This window comes from Nitrobacter winogradskyi Nb-255 (assembly GCF_000012725.1).
GTDB lineage: Bacteria > Pseudomonadota > Alphaproteobacteria > Rhizobiales > Xanthobacteraceae > Nitrobacter > Nitrobacter winogradskyi.
Map to the genome: position 1 here is coordinate 529,898 of NC_007406.1, position 18,054 is coordinate 547,951.

General features: G+C 62.7%; 16 protein-coding genes and 2 tRNA genes. 12 read left to right on the forward strand and 6 right to left on the reverse strand.

The window, feature by feature from the left end:
* Positions 1–23: 23 nt before the first annotated feature.
* The 6 genes from NWI_RS02460 to NWI_RS02485 all read left to right on the forward strand — a co-directional run bounded on the left by NWI_RS02460 (position 24) and on the right by NWI_RS02485 (position 5,341).
* Positions 24–1,514, forward strand: a complete 1,491-nt coding sequence (locus NWI_RS02460; RefSeq protein WP_011313804.1) for a COG4223 family protein — start codon at positions 24–26, stop codon at positions 1,512–1,514.
* Positions 1,515–1,521: 7 nt separating this feature from the next.
* The gene (locus tag NWI_RS02465; RefSeq protein WP_011313805.1) at positions 1,522–3,189 is read left to right on the forward strand and encodes a heme biosynthesis protein HemY; all 1,668 of its coding nucleotides are present in this window, start codon (positions 1,522–1,524) and stop codon (positions 3,187–3,189) included.
* A 130-nt stretch (positions 3,190–3,319) separates the two neighbouring features.
* A tRNA-Thr gene (locus NWI_RS02470) sits at positions 3,320–3,395 on the forward strand.
* Positions 3,396–3,483: 88 nt separating this feature from the next.
* Complete coding sequence (locus NWI_RS02475) at positions 3,484–3,714, forward strand: hypothetical protein (RefSeq protein WP_011313806.1); 231 nt, start codon at positions 3,484–3,486, stop codon at positions 3,712–3,714.
* 130 nt (positions 3,715–3,844) lie between these two features.
* Positions 3,845–4,324 (forward strand): TerB family tellurite resistance protein, encoded by a 480-nt coding sequence (locus NWI_RS02480; RefSeq protein ID WP_011313807.1) that lies wholly within the window; start codon positions 3,845–3,847, stop codon positions 4,322–4,324.
* A 234-nt stretch (positions 4,325–4,558) separates the two neighbouring features.
* Positions 4,559–5,341 (forward strand): SDR family NAD(P)-dependent oxidoreductase, encoded by a 783-nt coding sequence (locus NWI_RS02485; protein ID WP_041344681.1) that lies wholly within the window; start codon positions 4,559–4,561, stop codon positions 5,339–5,341.
* Between the two features lie 106 nt (positions 5,342–5,447).
* On the opposite strand, the gene NWI_RS02490 is transcribed toward NWI_RS02485, so the two are convergent.
* Positions 5,448–5,523 (reverse strand) — tRNA-Ala (locus NWI_RS02490).
* A gap of 679 nt (positions 5,524–6,202) precedes the next feature.
* Between NWI_RS02490 and NWI_RS02495 the strand changes: the two genes are divergently transcribed.
* The 5 genes from NWI_RS02495 (at position 6,203) to NWI_RS16620 (ending at position 10,050) form a co-directional block, all read left to right on the forward strand.
* Entirely contained in the window at positions 6,203–6,493 is a 291-nt protein-coding gene (locus tag NWI_RS02495) for a YggT family protein (RefSeq protein WP_011313809.1), read from the forward strand.
* Between the two features lie 11 nt (positions 6,494–6,504).
* Positions 6,505–6,825 (forward strand): DUF167 domain-containing protein, encoded by a 321-nt coding sequence (locus tag NWI_RS02500; RefSeq protein WP_011313810.1) that lies wholly within the window; start codon positions 6,505–6,507, stop codon positions 6,823–6,825.
* Between the two features lie 18 nt (positions 6,826–6,843).
* Complete coding sequence (gene folD / locus NWI_RS02505; protein WP_011313811.1) at positions 6,844–7,728, forward strand: bifunctional methylenetetrahydrofolate dehydrogenase/methenyltetrahydrofolate cyclohydrolase FolD; 885 nt, start codon at positions 6,844–6,846, stop codon at positions 7,726–7,728.
* 234 nt (positions 7,729–7,962) lie between these two features.
* The gene (locus NWI_RS02510) at positions 7,963–8,913 is read left to right on the forward strand and encodes an IS481 family transposase (RefSeq protein WP_011313641.1); all 951 of its coding nucleotides are present in this window, start codon (positions 7,963–7,965) and stop codon (positions 8,911–8,913) included.
* Positions 8,914–9,106: 193 nt separating this feature from the next.
* Positions 9,107–10,050, forward strand: a protein-coding gene (locus NWI_RS16620; RefSeq protein WP_187147962.1) for an IS630 family transposase whose coding sequence is annotated in 2 segments (ribosomal slippage) — positions 9,107–9,442 and positions 9,445–10,050 — 942 coding nt in all. Because the reading frame shifts where the segments join, the coding sequence is not laid out codon by codon here.
* A gap of 12 nt (positions 10,051–10,062) precedes the next feature.
* Here NWI_RS16620 and ppa read toward each other — a convergent pair.
* From ppa to NWI_RS02535, 3 genes are all read right to left on the reverse strand, one after another.
* Positions 10,063–10,593, reverse strand: a complete 531-nt coding sequence (gene ppa, locus NWI_RS02525; protein WP_011313812.1) for an inorganic diphosphatase — start codon at positions 10,591–10,593, stop codon at positions 10,063–10,065.
* 275 nt (positions 10,594–10,868) lie between these two features.
* Positions 10,869–11,378, reverse strand: coding sequence for a GNAT family N-acetyltransferase (locus NWI_RS02530; protein ID WP_041344683.1), 510 nt, complete (start codon positions 11,376–11,378; stop codon positions 10,869–10,871).
* 384 nt (positions 11,379–11,762) lie between these two features.
* The gene (locus NWI_RS02535; protein ID WP_011313815.1) at positions 11,763–12,536 is read right to left on the reverse strand and encodes an SDR family oxidoreductase; all 774 of its coding nucleotides are present in this window, start codon (positions 12,534–12,536) and stop codon (positions 11,763–11,765) included.
* Between the two features lie 105 nt (positions 12,537–12,641).
* Between NWI_RS02535 and NWI_RS02540 the strand changes: the two genes are divergently transcribed.
* Positions 12,642–13,571 (forward strand): LysR family transcriptional regulator, encoded by a 930-nt coding sequence (locus NWI_RS02540; protein ID WP_011313816.1) that lies wholly within the window; start codon positions 12,642–12,644, stop codon positions 13,569–13,571.
* A 179-nt stretch (positions 13,572–13,750) separates the two neighbouring features.
* Here the strand turns inward: NWI_RS02540 and NWI_RS02545 are convergent, their stop codons facing one another.
* Both NWI_RS02545 and mutS read right to left on the reverse strand, forming a co-directional pair.
* Positions 13,751–15,007 carry a flavin monoamine oxidase family protein gene (locus tag NWI_RS02545; RefSeq protein WP_041344685.1) on the reverse strand — a complete coding sequence of 419 codons (1,257 nt, stop codon included), beginning with the start codon at positions 15,005–15,007 and terminating at the stop codon, positions 13,751–13,753.
* 242 nt (positions 15,008–15,249) lie between these two features.
* Positions 15,250–17,976 (reverse strand): DNA mismatch repair protein MutS, encoded by a 2,727-nt coding sequence (gene mutS, locus NWI_RS02550; protein WP_041344687.1) that lies wholly within the window; start codon positions 17,974–17,976, stop codon positions 15,250–15,252.
* Positions 17,977–18,054 lie beyond the last annotated feature (78 nt).

Sequence of the window (18,054 nt, forward strand, 5' to 3'; positions counted from 1 at the left end):
CGCCGCAATGGGGAACCGTGACGATGGCAGATGACAAGCATGACGACGCCTCCCAGGAGACAAACTCACGTCCGCTTTCCACAGGCGACGAAGAGACTGGAACCTCCGAGGCGGCGGAGCGCGATGTTCAGGCAGACGCGGGTGAAACGGCCGGCGATCACCAAAGCGATGATTGGCCGTTTACGACGCCTCCTGCTTCGGCCGCGGATGACCGGCAGGACGGTTTCTCTCAGGACGATTTCTCTCAGGACAGTGGCTGGCAGGATCAGTCCTCGGCCGCGAACCGCGAGACCGACCGGAATTCAGAGGCGGCGGGCGATGCCGGCTCTGGCGGCGGGTCCGGCGATCAACCGTCCGGCGAGCAGCCGGTTGCTCCGCGTTCTCCGTCCCGCGCGTCGTCGGCCCTGATCGCCGCCGTGAGCGGTGCCGCTGCCGCAGGGATTGTGGCTGGCGGCGCATGGCTGGCGGGTTGGCCGCCGCCATCCTCGGCTCCGCCCCCGGCGTCGCAAGTGAGCCAGGCGGAGCAGGTGAGCCAGGCGGAATTCAGCGCTCTCGCGAACCGGTTGGCCCGGATCGAATCGACGGCGAGCCAGCCGGCCGCTTCGCCGCTCGATCAGGCCACGGCGGAACGCATCGAGACGCTGGACAAATCGGCCGCATCCTTGCGTGAGGACCTCACGACGTTGCGCGAGGAGTTGGCCTCGGTCCGGGGCCAGTCCGACAGGCTCGCCGCGGCGCTGAAGGACGGCGCGGCCGCGCCGAGGAACGATGGCGAAACGCCGTCTGATGTAGCTTCATCCGACCTTGCGCCTTCCGATCTCGCGGCTATCAGCGCGCGCCTCGCGCAGACCGAACAACAGATCGAGCAGATGACGCAGAGCCTCACGGCTGAGATAGCCAAGCGCGATGCGGAAACAGCCAGGCGTGACACGGAGTCAGCCAGGAACAGCGAGGAGACGGCCAAGTCCAAGCAGGCGGCCCCGGCCGACGACGGACCGCTTCGGCAGGCCGTTGCTGCGACGCTGCTGAACGTCGCCGTGCGTCAGGGGCAGCCTTATGGCGATCTGTTGACGGCATTCAGGACGCTGGTCTCCGAGCCGGATACCTTGAAACCGCTGGAGACGTTCGCGGAGTCCGGAGTGCCGAGCGCGAACGCGTTGTGTCGCGAACTTCTTGCGATAGTGCCGAAACTCGAGCCGCCGCCGGTTAGGCTCTCCTCCGCCAACGACATCGTCAACCGGCTGCAGGAAAGCGCCGTGCGTCTGGTGCGAATCGAGCGCCTGGACACCGCGCCGGCCGGAGAATCCGCCGGCGCCGTCGTCGCGCGCATCAAGGTGGCGGCCCGGCACAACGATGTCGCCACCGCGAGAAAAGAACTGAATACGCTTCCGCCGACCGATCGTACCGCCGCGGAGTCCTGGATCGCCAAGGTCGACGCCCGCGATGCTGCTCTTGAAACTGCGCGTCAATTCGCTTCCGAAGCGATGGCCGCGCTGGCCAAACCGGCGCCATAGGTTCCAGATGTTGCGGATCATCCTATTTCTCGTTCTTATCGCTCTCTCTGCGCTGGGCGCCACCTGGATCGCCGATCAGACCGGCACGATCGTTCTGTCATGGGACGTCTGGCGGATCGAGACCACGATCCCGGTGTTCGCGCTCGGGCTCGGCCTGCTGATCGTTGCCTCGCTCCTGGCCTGGAGCGTGGTGCACGGATTGTGGCAGGCGCCGACACGTATGCGCCGCGCCCGCCGGGAGCGTCGGATCGCGCGCGGCAGGGACGCCATCACGCGGGGTCTGCTCGCGATCGGTTACGGCGATGCCGCGGCCGCCCGCAATCACGCCAAGGCGGCCCGGCGTCTGGTGTCGAACGACCCGCTGGCGCTGCTCCTGCATGCCCAGGCCGCGCAGCTTGACGGGGACGCGGACCGGGCGCAGCGTGCTTTCCGGACCATGGCCGAACGCAACGATACGCGGCTATTGGGCTTGCGAGGGCTTTTCATCGAAGCCCAGCGTGCCGGCGATCCGGCGGCGGCGGTGGCGATCGCGGAGGAAGCGCTCAAGACCTCGCCATCCTCGATATGGGCTTCGCAAGCCGCGCTCGGCTTCCGTTGCGCCAGAGGCGACTGGACCGGCGCGCTCGCCATCCTCGACAAGAACGTGGCGTCAGGTCGTATCGACAAGGCGCTGTATCGCCGTCAGCGCGGGGTGCTGCTGACGGCGAGGGCGTTGGAGCTTGAAAAGTCCGATCGCGACCTGTCGCGCCAGACCGTAATGGAAGCGGTGAAGTTTGCGCCGACGCTGATTCCGGCCGTGGTGCTTGCGAGCAAGTATCTGAGCGAGGCGAACCAGATGCGGCGCGCGATGCGTCTCATCGAAACCGCCTGGCTGGCCCAGCCGCATCCTGATCTCGCCGATGCCTATGCGCATGTGATGCCGGGCGATTCAGCGCTGCAGCGATTGGCGCGCGTCGAGAAACTATCGGAGAAGGCGCCCGGTCATCCGGAAAGCGCGATGGCGATTGCGCGCGCTGCGATCGACGCCAGCGAATTCGCGCGGGCCCGCGAAGTTCTGGAGCCGCTGATCGCAGCGCCGACGCAACGCGTTGCGATGCTGATGGCCGAAATAGAGCACAACGAGCGCGGCGATAGCGGGCGCGCCCGCGCTTGGACGTTGCGCGCCGTGCGTGCCCTGCACGATCCGGTATGGACCGCGGATGGGTACGTGTCCGACCATTGGCGTCCGGTTTCGCCGTTAACCGGGCGGGTTGACGCGTTTCAGTGGCAAACTCCGTTGTCGGCCTTGCCTTCGAGCAGGCCTCCCTTGGTAGAGGCGGAGGTTTCGGACCAGATCGCGGAAGATGCGCCGCGCGTCGAAGCTTTGCCTGCCGCGACCTCCACCGAGGATTTCAAGGCTCAAGACGGCGCGATACCCCCGGCCGGGGTCGAAGCCTCATCGTCTGGAACGATTTCCATGCCGGACGAGACCGCGACGGCATCGGCCGATTACACGCCATCAGAGGAAGACAACAAGCCCGGAGCGATTCCCGACGTGATCCCGATCGTTCGTGCTCCGGACGATCCGGGCGTCGATGATGACAATCCCCGCAATGACGGGTTTGTCGAGGACGATACGGCTGCGGCGCGCCAGGCGGGAGGATTGCGCGGGCTCCTGTCGCGCAGGGGGAACTGAGGTAGTCGCCGGAACGGCGTTTTTTTGCCGGCGGCTCGGCGGCCGGGTCCTTGCCAAGGGGGATGGTGCCCGATATCAGAGGTCCCGCGCGCCGGGCTGGCCCGGAAGCCGCACGGAATATGTGGAGATAGCCGCTTTAGCTCAGTTGGTAGAGCACATCATTCGTAATGATGGGGTCGCGTGTTCGAGTCACGCAAGCGGCACCACTTCCTTCATCGTGCGATCCGAGGGATATTGGCGCTGAGGTTGCCGTCGATACAGGCGGATTTCACTCTGACCTGATGGAGCGCGCCGATGATCCGTTTTGCCGTCGTTTTATCGCTTCTTCCGCTGCTCGCCGTCACCGCCGTGGCGTCGGCCCAAACCGCCGCGGAAAAACATAACTCCGGTTGCGCGCGCGACGTGGCCAAATATTGCCGGGCCCAGATGAACGATGGCGACATGGTCGTTCTCTCGTGTTTGAAGGCGCACCGCGCGAAGCTGAGCAAAAAGTGCGCAAGAACCCTGGCGGTGCACGGCCATTGAGACCAGCCAGCGCGTTTTGCCGAAGTGTACCCCGGTTGCGAGGAGCCCCGGCGATTGGCGCATGTTCCGCGTTGCGCGCGCGTTCTGAACTCACCGGTACGACATCTCAAAAAGGACGGCGGGCGAACCGATGCTTGATAGATTGCGCCATTTCATCATTGACGTCATATCGCCCGAAGCGCCGGAAACCCGGTCGTTCGACGAAACAGGCTGCAAGCTTGCGGCGACCGCGCTGTTCATCCACATCATCTCGCTCGATGGCGCGCCTTCCGACGTGGAAATCCGTACACTGCACGAACTCATCGAAACCCGCTTCGGATTGGATCCCGGCACCGCCAACAAGTTGATTACGTCGGCGACCCTGGCGGAGGGCGAGGCTGTCGATCTCTACCAGTTCACCAGCGTGCTGATGCGTTCACTGAATGACGAGGACCGCTTGCGCATCGTCGAAATGATGTGGGAACTGGTGTATGCGGACGACCACGTCAGCGAGTTCGAGGAGAATGTCGTGTGGCGCGCCGCCGATCTCCTGGCCATTTCCTCGCGCGACCGCATCAAGCTCAAGCATCGCGTCGGCAGCAGGCGGTCCGCGCCAGATCCGGCGACCTGACGGAGTACCTGCGAAAAGCAGAACTGCCGGGTGCCCCTGGTAAGCTCGCCCAGGTCATGTTCGCTTCTGATTGAATCAGAAGAAGCTCTCTTGTTATGACGTGTTTTCGTCGCGCGAACCGATGCCTATCCTCGGGTCAAGCCCAAGGACATGCTTTGCTTGAAAACGCTATAACGCCGGTCGTCGCACCGAACCTTGATCGTGTCTCCTCCAACCGTCTCAAGAGCGTAGATCGTGATCCATCCGGTGACACTGATAACAGGTGCGTCCTCCGGGATTGGCGCCGAGTTCGCGCGGGTATTCGCCGCGCATGGGCACAGGCTGGCGTTGGTGGCCCGGCGAGCTGATCGTCTCAACGCTCTCGCGGCTGAAATCGTCGCATCGGGACGCATGGCTCCGATCGTCATTCCCTGCGACCTCGGCGAGAAGGGCGCGGCGGAGAGGATCGCGGCGGCGCTCACCGCTGAAGGTGTCGAGGTCAAGTATCTCGTGAACAACGCCGGCTACGGATTGTCCGGTCATGCCGTCGAACTGGATCACGCTGATCAGCTTGCGCTGATCGACCTCAACGTCCGGGCGCTGACGGATCTGTCGCTGCGATTTTCCGAAAGCCTGATCCGGCTGCGCGGAGGCATTCTCAACGTCGGGTCGATCGCCGGATTTCTGCCGGGGCCCGGCATGGCCGTCTATTATGCGTCGAAGGCCTATGTCCTGTCATTCAGCGAGGCGCTGCGGGGCGAACTCGGTCCTCGCGGCGTCCATGTCACCGTGGTCTGCCCTGGTCCGGTCCCCACTGAATTTCAGGCGCGGGCGGGTGTGAAATCCGGTTTCCACGCTTCAATCCTGCAGGTATCCGCAAGGGATGTTGCTCTCGAAGGCTATCGAGGGCTGATGGCAAACAAGAGGGCGGTGCTGCCGGGCCTGGGCGTCAAAATGCTGCCATTGCTGCTTCGGCTGGTTCCGCGCGATGCAATCCTGCGGGCTGTCGCGGGGTTTCAGGCGCGAAGACGGTTGTGAGGCCTCTTCGGACCGCGCGTCCTGGGTACCGATATCGTGGCTGCACCGACGAAAATGTCGTGGTTGCATCGACGAAAATCGAGGCAGGTTGGTGGATGCGGCCTGTTGGTGGAGCCAGGCGGGATCGAACCGCCGACCTCGTCATTGCGAACGACGCGCTCTCCCAGCTGAGCTATGGCCCCGTCTGCGATCGGCGGCGAAAGAACGGCGCTGCGACCGAAACGCCGCCATTTACAGTCCTCGCCAACGGCAAGTCAAGAACGCCGAAAGTATAGCGTTTTTGAGCGAGGTGGGAGCCGGTTCGCGTGAAGAAAACGCGTGAGAACATAAAGATAGAGTCTTTCGCCGTGGGGAGCGGCGAGAGGCTCAGGCGCAATCTGGGGCTTCAAGCCTCATTTGCCCTGCCTTCCCTTGTTTAGCGGGAACCAAAACGATATTTAGCAGGCACGTGTTCCGAATTTGGAGCTCGTTGCCGAGGCTTGGCAACCGGGCAGCGAGCCTTCGGATGACAGGGACACGAGAGACCCGTGCTCAAAGAGCCTTTCCGTTTTTGAGGAGAATCGGAAGCGGAGCTCTCAGATTTCGACTTCACGCGTTTTCTTCACGCGAACCGGTACCCACTTCGCTCGAAAACGCTATAGTGTGGCTGCAATTCGGAGGTTCTCTTGACGGACGTTTGGCAAGGTGAAGAACTATTCGAACCGCCACGCCATATACCGGTGGTCAGATCCTGACATTCGCATCCGGTTTCACCGAGCCTTCCCGCGAATGCCAAAATCGAACACCACTGGCAAATGAGTCGCGAAGGTCAAATTCATTCCACTGGTCGTATTCACGATCAAACCCGCGAGCTGATCCGCCATGCGCGCCATACTGGATATCGTCCTTATCATTCTCGACCTCTATGTCTGGCTGCTGATCGCCTCGGCGATCCTGTCATGGCTGATTGCATTCAATGTGGTGAATACCCGCAATCAGTTCGTCGGCGCGGTGGCTGAATTTCTGGAGCGGATCACCGAACCGCTGCTGGCGCCGATCCGCCGGTTATTGCCGAATCTCGGCGGGCTCGACATCTCTCCGATCATCCTGATTCTGATCATCCTGTTCATGCAGCGGGTCATCACCTACTACATCTATCCTGCCGTGTTCTGATCGGCAGCCGGGTGGAACCGTGGCGGTATTCTTCGCAGGGCCTCGCTATCGCCTTGCGGGTGACGCCGCGTGGCGGCCGTGACGCGATCGACGGCATTGAAATGCTGGCGGACGGACGGCCGGTGGTGAAGGTTCGCGTCCGCGCCGTTGCCGACGGCGGCGAGGCCAACCGCGCTGTCACGGCGGTGCTGGCGAAGGCGCTGGGCGTACGAAAAATCGATGTCCGGATACTCGCGGGAGCAACCTCGCGGCTGAAGCAGGTCGCGGTCGAGGGCGATCCGGTCCAGCTCGGCAACGCCCTGCGCGCATTGACGGCGGTTCAACCGAAATAGCCTGAACTGGGGATCAGCATGGCGGCCAGTATCATCGATGGAAAAGTCATCGCCGCCGATTTGCGCGCGCGGGTGGCCGGTGAGGTGACGCGGATCAAGCGTGATCACGGGTTGACGCCGGGCCTCGCCGTGGTGCTGGTCGGCAACGATCCGGCGAGCGAAGTCTACGTCCGCAACAAGCATAAGCAGACCCAGGCCGCCGGCATGGCGTCGTTCGAGCACATGCTGCCCGCGGATGTCGCCCAGGCCGATGTGCTGGCCCTGATCGCTGAACTGAATGCGGATCCCGCCGTTCACGGCATTCTGGTTCAACTGCCGCTGCCGAAGGGACTCGACACCGAGGCGATCATCGCCGCCATCGATCCGGCCAAGGATGTCGACGGGCTGCATCCCCACAACGCCGGCCGCCTGGCAGGCGGCCTGTCGGCCCTGTCGCCATGCACGCCGCTTGGCTGCATTATTCTGACCAAAAGCGTGCATGCCTCGCTCGAAGGTCTGGACGCCATCGTGATCGGACGCTCCAATCTCGTGGGCCGGCCGCTGGTGCAGTTGCTGCTCAATGAAAACGCCACGGTGACGATCGCGCATTCGCGCTCGCGCAACCTGCCCGAACTCTGTCGCCGCGCCGATCTGGTCTATGCGGCGGTCGGCAGGGCTGAAATGGTGCGCGGCGACTGGCTCAAGCCGGGCGCGACGGTGATCGATGTCGGCATCACGCGCGTGCCGGCGGCCGAGGGTAAAACCCGGTTGATCGGCGACGTGGCGTTCGATGAGGCGATGCAGGTCGCGGGGGCTGTGACGCCGGTACCCGGCGGCGTCGGGCAGATGACCGTGGCTTGCCTGCTGGTCAACACGCTGCGCGCGGCCTGCGCGATCGAGGGGCTGTCCGCGCCGGGGGTGTAGGCAGCTTTTGACGAAAGGCTCCGTATGCCGACCTCGGCGTACAACGATACTGGTGCGGCTATAGCGTTTTCGAGCGAAGGGCACCGGTTCGCGTGAAGAAAACGCGTCAAATCAAAATCATAGAGCTCGCTTCTGATTCCAGCAGAAGCGAGTTCCTTCAGAAGCGAAAGGCTCTAGATGTTTGATCCCGGCATTTGATGGTGCATTATTTTCCGGAGAATGGAAGGATGCGCTATGGGACAGGTTCTTCACGGGAGCGCCACGACGACAGAGGCAATCCGTCGAGCAATACAAAATAGTGAAGAGAGCCTGAGAGCGCTGTCGAAACGCTACGGGATCAACCAGAAGACCGTCGCAAAATGGAAGAAGCGGACCTCGGTGGCCGACCTTCCGACGGGACCGAAAGATCCGCGCTCGACGGTGCTCTCATCCGAGGAGGAGGCGATCATCGTCGCCTTCCGCAAGCATACCCTGTTGCCGCTCGATGATTGCCTCTACGCGCTTCAGCCAACGATCCCGCACCTGTCGCGGTCTTCATTGCATCGCTGCCTGCACCGTCACGGCATCAGCCGGCTCCCGGAGGTCGAAGGCGACAAGCCGATCAGGAAGACGTTCAGGAGCTACCCGATCGGCTACTTCCACATCGACATCGCCGAGGTGCAGACGGCTGAGGGCAAGCTGCGCCTGTTCGTGGCCATCGACCGCACTTCGAAGTTCGCCTACGCCGAGCTCCACCAAGAGGCGGGCAAGATGGTCGCGGCTCAGTTCCTGCGCAACCTCATCGTGGCAGTTCCCTATGCCATCCACACGGTGCTGACGGACAACGGCATCCAGTTCACCAACCACGCCCGTCACAAATATGCGTTCCACCACATCTTCGATCGCGTCTGCGACGAGAACGGCATCGAGCACAGGCTCACCAGGATCAACCATCCCTGGACCAACGGACAGGTGGAACGGATGAACCGCACCATCAAGGACGCCACCGTCAAGCGCTTCCACTACGACAATCATGACCAACTGCGCCGGCACCTTCAGGACTTCATCAAGGCATACAACTTCGGTCGAAGGCTGAAGACGCTCAAAGGCCTCACACCCTACGAGTTCATCTGCAAACGATGGACTTCAGAGCCCGATCGATTCATCATCGATCCAATCCATCAAATGCCGGGACTGAACACCTAGAGCATGATCCGATCAAGCTGAATCGGACCATGCTCTAGAAATTATTGTCTGGTCGCATTTTCTTGCGGCGAACAGGTCATCCACCTCGCCGGAAAACGCTCTAGAGCGGGATGGGTTTATTTTGAATCGATTGAGATTCCCAAATCAGAATTCATCTGATTCAACATGCTGACTGGGAAGGAGGCCAGCATGGATGGGACGAGCCTATTCGAACGACCTTCGTGAGCGGGTAGTGCGTGCTGTCGTTAAAGGCGGCCTGTCGCGGCATCAGGCTGCGGCCCAGTTTGGGGTGGGCATCAGCACGGCGATCAACTGGGTACAACGCTTCCACGAGACCGGCAGCGTCGCGCCAAGCCAGATCGGCGGCTATAGGCCAAAGAAGATTGCGGGGCCGCACCGCGAATGGCTGCTGCAACGGTGCCGAAAGGACTTTACCGTGCGCGGGCTGGTGGCCGAACTTGCCGAGCGTGGCCTTAAGGTCGATTACCGCACGATGTGGGAGTTCGTTCACGCTGTGAAGCTCAGTTACAAAAAAAGACGCTGATTGCTGCAGAGCAGGATCGTCCCGATGTCGCCCGTCGGCGAGCGCAATGGACCAAGTATCGAGATCGGATTGATCCCACTCGGCTGGTGTTCATCGATGAGACCTGGACCAAAACCAATATGGCGCCGCTGCGGGGCTGGGCGCCGCGCGGTCAACGCATCAGAGCCAAGGTGCCGCATGGCCGCTGGCAGACCATGACCTTTATGGCCGCTCTGCGCCACGATCGCATCACCGCGCCGTGGTTCATCGAGGGGCCGATCAACGGCGAAGCCTTCCTTCTCTACATCGAGAAGGTTCTGGTCCCGACCCTGCGGCACGGCGACATCGTCATTATGGACAACCTCGGCTCGCACAAGGCCAGCGCCGTGCGTCGCGTCATCCGTGCCGCCGGTGCCCGGCTCTTCTACCTGCCGAAATACTCGCCTGATCTGAACCCGATCGAGCAGTTCTTTGCCAAGTTCAAACACTGGCTACGCAAAGCCGCGCAGCGGACCACCGAGGCCGTCTACAATGCTATCGCTCCGATCCTCGAAACCGTTGCACCGGCTGAATGCGCCAACTACTTCGTCAATGCAGGATACAACCAAATCTAAACTCATCATGCTCTAGCTCCCCTTCGCCCGCGCGATGCCTTCCAGGATCAGTCTGCGGGCGTCGTCGGCGCTGCCCCACTGTAACACCTTGACCCACTTGCCGGGCTCGAGATCCTTGTAGTGCTCGAAGAAGTGCTGGATCTGCTGCAGCGTGATATCCGGCAGGTCGTCGTAGTTCTTGATCCTGTCATAACGCTGGGTCAGTTTCGACGTCGGGACGGCGATGATCTTCTCGTCGCCCCCTGCCTCGTCCTCCATCATCAGCACGCCGACGGGCCGAACGCTCATCACCGCGCCCGGCACGATGGCGCGGGTGTTGGCGACCAGGACATCGCAGGGGTCGCCATCCTGCGACAGCGTGTGCGGGATGAAGCCGTAGTTACCGGGATAGCGCATCGCCGTGTAAAGAAACCGGTCGACCACCAGCGTGCCGGCATCCTTGTCCATCTCGTACTTGATCGGCTCGCCGCCGACCGGCACCTCGATGATGACATTCACCTCGTGTGGCGGATTGGGGCCGATCGAGATCGCGTCGATACGCATCGGGACTCCGTGAATTGAAGGGCATCGGTCAATACATGGTCGTCATACGCCGGCTTGACCCGCGTATCCATCTGTCTTCGAGAAAGCCTTACGAAAAAAGATGGATGGCCGTGCATAGGCGAGCGCAAGCGACGCCGTTCTTCCCATAGGCGAGCGCAGGCGCTGCCGTTCTTCCCATAGGCGAGCGCAGGCGCTGCCGTTCTTCGAACGACAACGCCGGCAGTGAACGCCCGCAGTGATCGAAAAGCTGAATATCGACGATTGAGATCGGACGTTTAACTCGTCCAGGCGAACGCGACCTTGTCGAGCGACTTGGCCCCGAACCTCTCGGAGGAGCGGGCGATCATGCGGCCACCGAGCGCACAATAGAATTCCATGGCCGGTTCGTTGTCGGACAGCGCCCAGGTCACCACGCTTTTCAGGCCGCTCTGTACCAGATCGCGCCGGGCCGCGGCGAACAGCCGCCGGCCGAAGCCCAGGCCCTGGAATTCGGGGCGCAGGTAGAGTTCGTAGACTTCACCATCGTATTGCAGGCTGCGGGCGCGGTTGCGGCCGTAATTGGCGTAGCCGGCGACCTGTTCGCCGAAGACCAGAACGCTGATGCGGCTGCCCTTGCGTATCGCGCTGTCCCACCACTGCGGGCCGCGCCGGTTGATCAGCTTTTCAAGCTCCGCGCCGGGAATGATGCCCTGATAGGCCGAGCGCCAGGACTCGTCGTGGGTCGCTGCGACCGCGGATGCATCCGCGACCTTGGCCGGCCGGAGTTCGATCAGGGTGGTGCTCATATGTCGATCAAAGCAAGTCGGCGCGCGGTCTTCAAGGTCCATCGTTAATTAAGGGTTAATATGTGGATTTCGTGCACCACGGGTGCGACGTTTTGTATCGAAAAGAGACATAGTTGCAGGTGAGCTGCGCGCGCGGATGGCGCGGAGGAAAAAGATCGGCACGTCGAAGTTGTTGATGCGCTTCAGTACACTCGCCAGAGCATGTGCCGATCAAGTTGACTCGGACCATGCTCTGGAAACGATTGTCCGTTCGCATTTTCTTGCGGCGAAGAGGTCATCCACTTCGCCGGAAAATACGCCAACTGTTGCGGCACCTGCGAACCGGCCGCGTCGCCGCTCGCTGCCATGCGTCATCAAAGGTGGCGTCGTCGCGGCGCTGTCCGCTTACTTTGTCGTATAGCCGCCGTTGACCAGGATCGTCTGGCCGGTCATCCACCAGCCGTCCGAGACGAGAAACCGGATCCAGGGAACGATATCCTGGATATCGGTGAGACCGGTGCTGGTAAATTTCGATAGCGCCGCGGCGGTCTTGTGATAGGCGACGGCGTCGGCGCCCTCGGCCGGGTAGAAAAACGGCGTGTCCATGGGACCAGGACCGATTGCGGTGACCGAGATGCCGCGTTCGCCAAACTCCTTGGCGGCCGCGCGTGTGAAATGCTCGACGGGCGCTTTCATGCCGGCATAGGCCGCATAGAACGGCGTAAAGGCGCCGAGCAGCGAAGTGACCAGCGTGCAGATCTTTCCGTTGTCGTTGACGGCCTTGCCCGCCTCCTTGAGAAAAAAGAATGCCGTTTTGGCGTTCACCGCGCTCATGGCATCGAACTCGGCTTCGCTGATATCGGCCATTGGTTTCTTGAGCACCTTGCCGACTGTATTGATAGCGATGTCTGGCCTGCCGATCGCAGCGATGGTGTCGGCGAACAGCTTCTCCATGGCGCTGGCGGAGGTGAGGTCGCCCTGAAAGGCGACGCCATCCGCGCCGGCCGCTTTGATCGCCTCGAGCGTTTGATCGGCGTCCTTCTTCGCCGCGGCGCTATTGTAGTGGATCGCGATCGCTTTTGCGCCGTGGGCGGCAAGATCGCGGGCAAGGAGTGCGCCGAGGTTCTTCGCGCCGCCCGCGATGATCGCGGTTTTTCCCTTGATGCTGTGGTCGGTCATGTCTGGCTCCCGGTTTTCAGGGTCAGACAGTAACCTATCGTGCTGATATTCCGGCATAACCGGCTATATTCTGGTTTCATATGTCATAATCTGCGAACAATTGACATGGATCGGATCGATCTGTTCAGGGTCTTTGTACGTGTCGTGGAACTGGCGAGTTTCACGCGCGCAGCGGATGCGCTGGTGTTGCCGCGTTCGTCCGTATCCGCGGCGGTTCGAGAGCTTGAATCGCGTGTCGGCGCGCGGTTGCTCCACCGCACCACCCGCAAGGTAGTGCCGACGCCGGATGGTACGGCTTTTTACAAACGATGCTTGCGGCTGCTCGCCGATGTCGAAGAGACAGAGGCGCTATTCCGCCAGAGTGCGCGTCGTCCTGTCGGTAAGCTGAAGGTGGACGTCCCCGGCCGTCTCGGGCGGCTGATCATCGTGCCGGCGCTTCCGGACTTTTTCGCCCGCTATCCCGACATCGAGCTTGATCTCGGCGTCACGGACAGAGCGGTCAACCTTGTCGAGCAAAGTGTCGACGGCGTTCTGCGGGTGGGTGTCCTGAGCCAGTCCGGTTTGATTGCGCGTTCAGTCGGTGTGTTGCCGCTCATCAATGTGGCGGCTCCGTCCTACCTTGGCCGTCATGGCATTCCGGAGACGCCCGACGATCTCGATACGCATCTCGCTGTTAGATATGCGTCGCCGTCCACCGGCCGTATCGAAGATTGGGAATGGATCGATAACGGTCATGTTCGTACCAGAGTGGTGGCGGGCCGAATCACGGTCAACAGCGCCGAAGCTTATATTGCCTGTGCGTTGGCCGGATTGGGTATGATCCAGATACCCGCCTATGACGTGAAGCCGCATCTCGCTGCGGGCGAACTGGTTGAGATTCTACCGCATCATCGCGCGCAGCCTTTTCCCATGACGTTTCTCTATCCGTCGCGGCAGCACCGGTCGCGGCGGGTGCAGGTGTTTGCTGATTGGCTCGAAAACCTGCTTCGCGAGAGAGTCCTACATTTGGATCCCACGCAAGCCTTGTCTGTTTGATTGGGGCATGGACTGTCCGATAACCGCTGCATGCCCGCTCTCATCCCGCTAGAGCGGGATGAGGAAAAGTGTGTAGCGGTTTTCCACTTCGCTCGAAAACGCTATAAATATTGGAATCGATCACGATCATGGTTCTGGATCGATTCGATCCAAAACCATCGTGATCCAGCCGGTAATGATCAACGCCGTCTTGCCGCCATCGCTTCCTGCGCGGCGCGCTCGCCGCTGTCGCGCGCGCCGTGCGCCGTGGAAAAGAAATTCGGCGAGGTGGCCTCTCCCGCGAAGAACAGACGGCCGTCAATGGGCGCGGCGAGGACGGCGCGGGCACAGGCCCGACCCGGTAGCGCGTGGGAATAGGCGCCTTGCGCGAAGGGGTCGCTGGCCCAGCGCGATTCCGCGAGCGGTTTCAGTTTCCTTCGATAGCTTGAGCCGAGCAGTGCCGTGATCTCGTCGATCGCCTGCGCGGCGAATGCGCCATTGCCGGCGGCTTCCAGTTCGCGCGCGAAGCTGCCGCCGAAAAAACCCTCGATGCAGGGCTGGCCGAACGGACGCAGGTGATAGGTTCCGATCTTCGTTCGCATGATCGCGCCGCTCAGGTTGCCGTCTTTCGGCGCGGTGTTTCCGGGGTCGTCGAGGGCCAGCATGACCTTGTCGTCGATGCCGAGCGGCAGATCGGCCGCGGCGTTCACTTTCGCGGGCAGTTCGGGATGGAAGCGGATCGATTCGTTCGCGAGCAGGCTGGTCGGGACCGTGACGATCACCTGCGTCGCGGACAGAACGCCGTTCGATGTTTCGATGCGAATGCGCGTGGCGGAATGATCGATGCGCCAAACCCGCGTGTTCAGCGCGACCGGGCAGGGCCGGGCGTAGGCCGCGATCATTGCGCCATAGCCGTGACGCACCCGCCAGTTTATCTTTGTATCTTCATAGGCCGCCGTGTCGCGAACCGAGACGCCGTCGAGTTCGCAGCCGTTCACATAGGTCGAGACGGCGTCGATCACCGGATTCCAGTGGTTGCCCGGTTCGAGATAGCGGCTGGCGTCGTCATCTGCGTCGGCATCGTTCTTCGCTGCCTTCTGGATGCGGTCGTCGAACGCATCCAGCGCGGCCAGGAAGTCCTCGCGCTCGGCCTCCGTGAATCCGGCGGCAAAACTTTGCTCGCGCCATGGGGGCGGCGTCCTGTCGATCTCGAATCCGAGCCTGCCGGCGATCGCAACGAACGAGTTCCTGTCGGCCGAATGCAGCCAGCCGCAGCCGAGATCGAAAACGATACCGGGGGCGGGGAAAATGGTGTGGGCGCGTCCGCCGACGCGGCCGCGGGCTTCCAGCACGATGACGGAGAGACCCGAGTCATTCAGGGCATCGGCCGCGCCGAGCCCGGCGGCTCCGGCTCCGATAATGGCGACATCGACGTTGGAGGGGAGATTTTGCGACATGTCGCCACGCTGATTAGAGCATTTTCCGGCGAAGTGGATACCGGTTCGCCGCAAGAAAATGCGACCAGACAACCATTTCTGGAGTATGGTCCGATTTAACTTTGATCGGATCATGCTCTAGAGTCCGCTTCTGATGGAATCAGAAGCGGACTCTATGATTTTATTTTGATGCTTTTCCTTCACGCGAACCGGTGTCCATCCTTAGGGCTCAAGTCCGAGGACATGCTTCGTTCGAAAACATTCTATTGTTTCGGCAGTTTCGCCTTCAGCGCATAGAGCGCATCCAGCGCCTCACGCGGTGACATCTCGTCGGGGTGCAGGGACTTCAACGCTTCGATCAAGGGGGAGGTTTCGCCCGTTGGTGCGGATTCGCCTGTGCGCGAGGTGACCGCGAACAGCGGCAGATCGTCCACCAGCACTCGCACGGTCGATCCGCGATCCTGCGCCTCCAGTTTCGCCAGCACCGATTTCGCCCGCGCGATGACCGATGGTGGAAGCCCGGCGAGCCTGGCTACCTGGATGCCGTAAGAGCGGTCGGCGGCGCCGGGCAGCACCTCATGCAGAAACACCACCTCGCCATGCCATTCCTTGACCCGAACGGTGGCGTTGAACAGCCGCGGCAGCTTTGCCGACAGCGCGGTGAGTTCGTGGTAGTGCGTGGCGAACAGCGCGCGGCACCGGTTGCTTTCGTGCAGGTGCTCGATGGTCGCCCATGCGATCGACAGCCCGTCGAAGGTAGCTGTGCCGCGACCGATCTCGTCGAGAATGACCAGCGCGCGTTCCGACGCCTGATTGAGGATGACGGCGGTTTCCACCATCTCGACCATGAAGGTCGAGCGCCCGCGCGCAAGATCGTCGGCGGCGCCCACGCGCGAGAACAGCCGGTCGATGATGCCGATTCGCGCGCGGCTCGCCGGCACGAAACTGCCGACCTGCGCCATCAGCGCGATCAGCGCGTTCTGGCGCAGGAAGGTGGATTTCCCCGCCATGTTGGGGCCGGTGAGCAGCCAGATCTGTCCGGACTCCCCGCTTCCTTCCACCGGAGGAGGTGGCGGCGACAGATCGCAGGCGTTGGCGATGAACGGCTGGCCCGTGCGCTTCAGCGCCTGCTCGACCACCGGATGCCGCCCGCCTTCGATCGCGAAGCTGAGCGAGGCGTCAATGTCCGGCCGTGTATAGTTCTCGTCGATCGCGAGCTTTGCGAACGAGGCCGCGACGTCCAGTTGCGCGAAGGCGTGCGCGGCGTTGCGTATTTCGTCGCCATTCCGGATCGCCATCGCGGCAAGCCGGTCGAAGATGTCGAGCTCAAGACCAAGCGCGCGTTCGCCGGCATTGGCGATCCTGGCTTCTATTTCACCGAGTTCCGACGTGGTGAAGCGCACCTGACCCGCCAGTGTCTGGCGATGGATGAAGGTGGCGTTCAGGGGAGCGCTCATCAGCCGGTTGGCGTGCTGCGCCGTCACCTCGACGAAATAGCCGAGCACGTTGTTGTGGCGGATCTTGAGCGTCTTGACGCCGGTCTCCTCGGCGTAGCGGGCCTGCATCGCGGCGACGACGAGGCGGGAATCGTCCCTCAGCTTTCGCGCCTCGTCGAGTGCGGTGTCATAGCCTTCGCGGACGAAGCCGCCATCGCGCTTCATCAGCGGCAGGTTTTCGGACAGCGCATTGCCGAGTTCGCGGGCAAGCTCGCGGGAGGGCCCTCGCAGCGCCTGCATCGCCGCGGCGATTCCCTCCGGCGGATCGGAAAGCCCGGCAAGCCGCGCTAGCGTCTGGTCGGCCGCCATGACGCCGTCGCGCAGACCCGCGAGGTCGCGCGGCCCGCCGCGTCCGAGCGAGAGCCGCGCCAGCGCCCGCGACATGTCGGGCGCGGTCCGCAGGATCGCGCGGATGTCGTCGCGCGCCGCACCGTCGGCGGTCAATGCGGCGACGGCGTCGAGCCGCCGCGTGATCGCGGCCGTGTCGGTCAGCGGGGCCGCCAGCCGTTGCGCCAGGAGACGCGATCCCGCCGCCGTCATGGTGCGGTCGATGGCGTCGAGCAGCGAGCCTCGCCGTTCGCCGGCGAGCGTGCGCGTCAGTTCGAGGTTGGCGCGGGTCGCGGGATCGATCGCCATGGTGCTGCCGGACGCCTCGCGTGACGGCGGCGACAGCGGAGGCCGTTGGCCGATCTGGGTGCGGTCGATATAGGTGACGGCGGCGGCGGCCGCGGTCGCTTCCAGCCGCGACATGGCGCTGAGGCCGTCCATGGTGGCCACGGCGAAGTAATCGCACAGCCGGCGTTCGGCGGTCGCGCCGTCGAAGGTGTCGCGGGGCAGCGGCGTCACCGACGGCAGTTCGCGCAGCAGCGCGCCGAGATCGGGATCGCCGTGAAGCGTGTCGGAGACGATCACCTCGTTGGGGTTGATGCGCGCCAGCGTCGCCGCGAGTTCATTGGCCCCGCATTCGGTGACCATGAACTCGGCGGTCGAGATGTCGATCCAGGCCAGCGCGAAGCGATCGACGCCGGAGGACGCCCGCGCCCGCGCCAGTGCCAACAGGTAATTATTGGCGCGGGCGTCGAGCAGCGTGTCCTCGGTCAGCGTGCCGGGGGTGACAAGGCGCACGACGTCCCGGCGCACCACGCTCTTGTTGCCGCGCTTGCGGGCGGCGGAAGGGTCCTCCGTCTGCTCGCACACCGCGACGCGATGGCCGGCTGCGATCAGCCGGTGCAGGTAGTCGTCCGAGCGTTCGACCGGAACGCCGCACATCGGGATGTCCGCGCCCTGATGCTTGCCGCGTTTGGTCAGCGTGATGCCGAGCGCGCGCGAGGCAATTTCGGCGTCCTCGAAGAACAGCTCGTAGAAATCGCCCATCCGGTAGAACAGCAGCAGGCCGGGATTGGCCGCCTTGATTTCAAGGTACTGTTCCATCATCGGCGTCACCCGCGCGAAAGCGGGGTCCGGCGATGTCGAAACGGCGCGCTGGGTCGTCATGGCGGTGAAGCTACAAAGTTTCAGCGCGGGTTCCTATGACCTTGCGGAAGCGGTGCGCGTTTTCCACGCATCGCTTCA

Bases quoted from the DNA above. Each gene is read 5' to 3' on its own strand.
- mutS (WP_041344687.1), bottom strand. From the start codon at position 17,976: ATGACGACCCAGCGCGCCGTTTCGACATCGCCGGACCCCGCTTTCGCG.
- NWI_RS02495 (WP_011313809.1), top strand. From the start codon at position 6,203: ATGCGCGCCATACTGGATATCGTCCTTATCATTCTCGACCTCTATGTC.
- ppa (WP_011313812.1), bottom strand. From the start codon at position 10,593: ATGCGTATCGACGCGATCTCGATCGGCCCCAATCCGCCACACGAGGTG.
- NWI_RS02460 (WP_011313804.1), top strand. From the start codon at position 24: ATGGCAGATGACAAGCATGACGACGCCTCCCAGGAGACAAACTCACGT.
- NWI_RS02475 (WP_011313806.1), top strand. From the start codon at position 3,484: ATGATCCGTTTTGCCGTCGTTTTATCGCTTCTTCCGCTGCTCGCCGTC.
- NWI_RS02545 (WP_041344685.1), bottom strand. From the start codon at position 15,007: ATGTCGCAAAATCTCCCCTCCAACGTCGATGTCGCCATTATCGGAGCC.
- NWI_RS02540 (WP_011313816.1), top strand. From the start codon at position 12,642: ATGGATCGGATCGATCTGTTCAGGGTCTTTGTACGTGTCGTGGAACTG.
- folD (WP_011313811.1), top strand. From the start codon at position 6,844: ATGGCGGCCAGTATCATCGATGGAAAAGTCATCGCCGCCGATTTGCGC.
- NWI_RS02480 (WP_011313807.1), top strand. From the start codon at position 3,845: ATGCTTGATAGATTGCGCCATTTCATCATTGACGTCATATCGCCCGAA.
- NWI_RS02535 (WP_011313815.1), bottom strand. From the start codon at position 12,536: ATGACCGACCACAGCATCAAGGGAAAAACCGCGATCATCGCGGGCGGC.
- NWI_RS02530 (WP_041344683.1), bottom strand. From the start codon at position 11,378: ATGAGCACCACCCTGATCGAACTCCGGCCGGCCAAGGTCGCGGATGCA.
- NWI_RS02465 (WP_011313805.1), top strand. From the start codon at position 1,522: ATGTTGCGGATCATCCTATTTCTCGTTCTTATCGCTCTCTCTGCGCTG.
- NWI_RS02510 (WP_011313641.1), top strand. From the start codon at position 7,963: ATGGGACAGGTTCTTCACGGGAGCGCCACGACGACAGAGGCAATCCGT.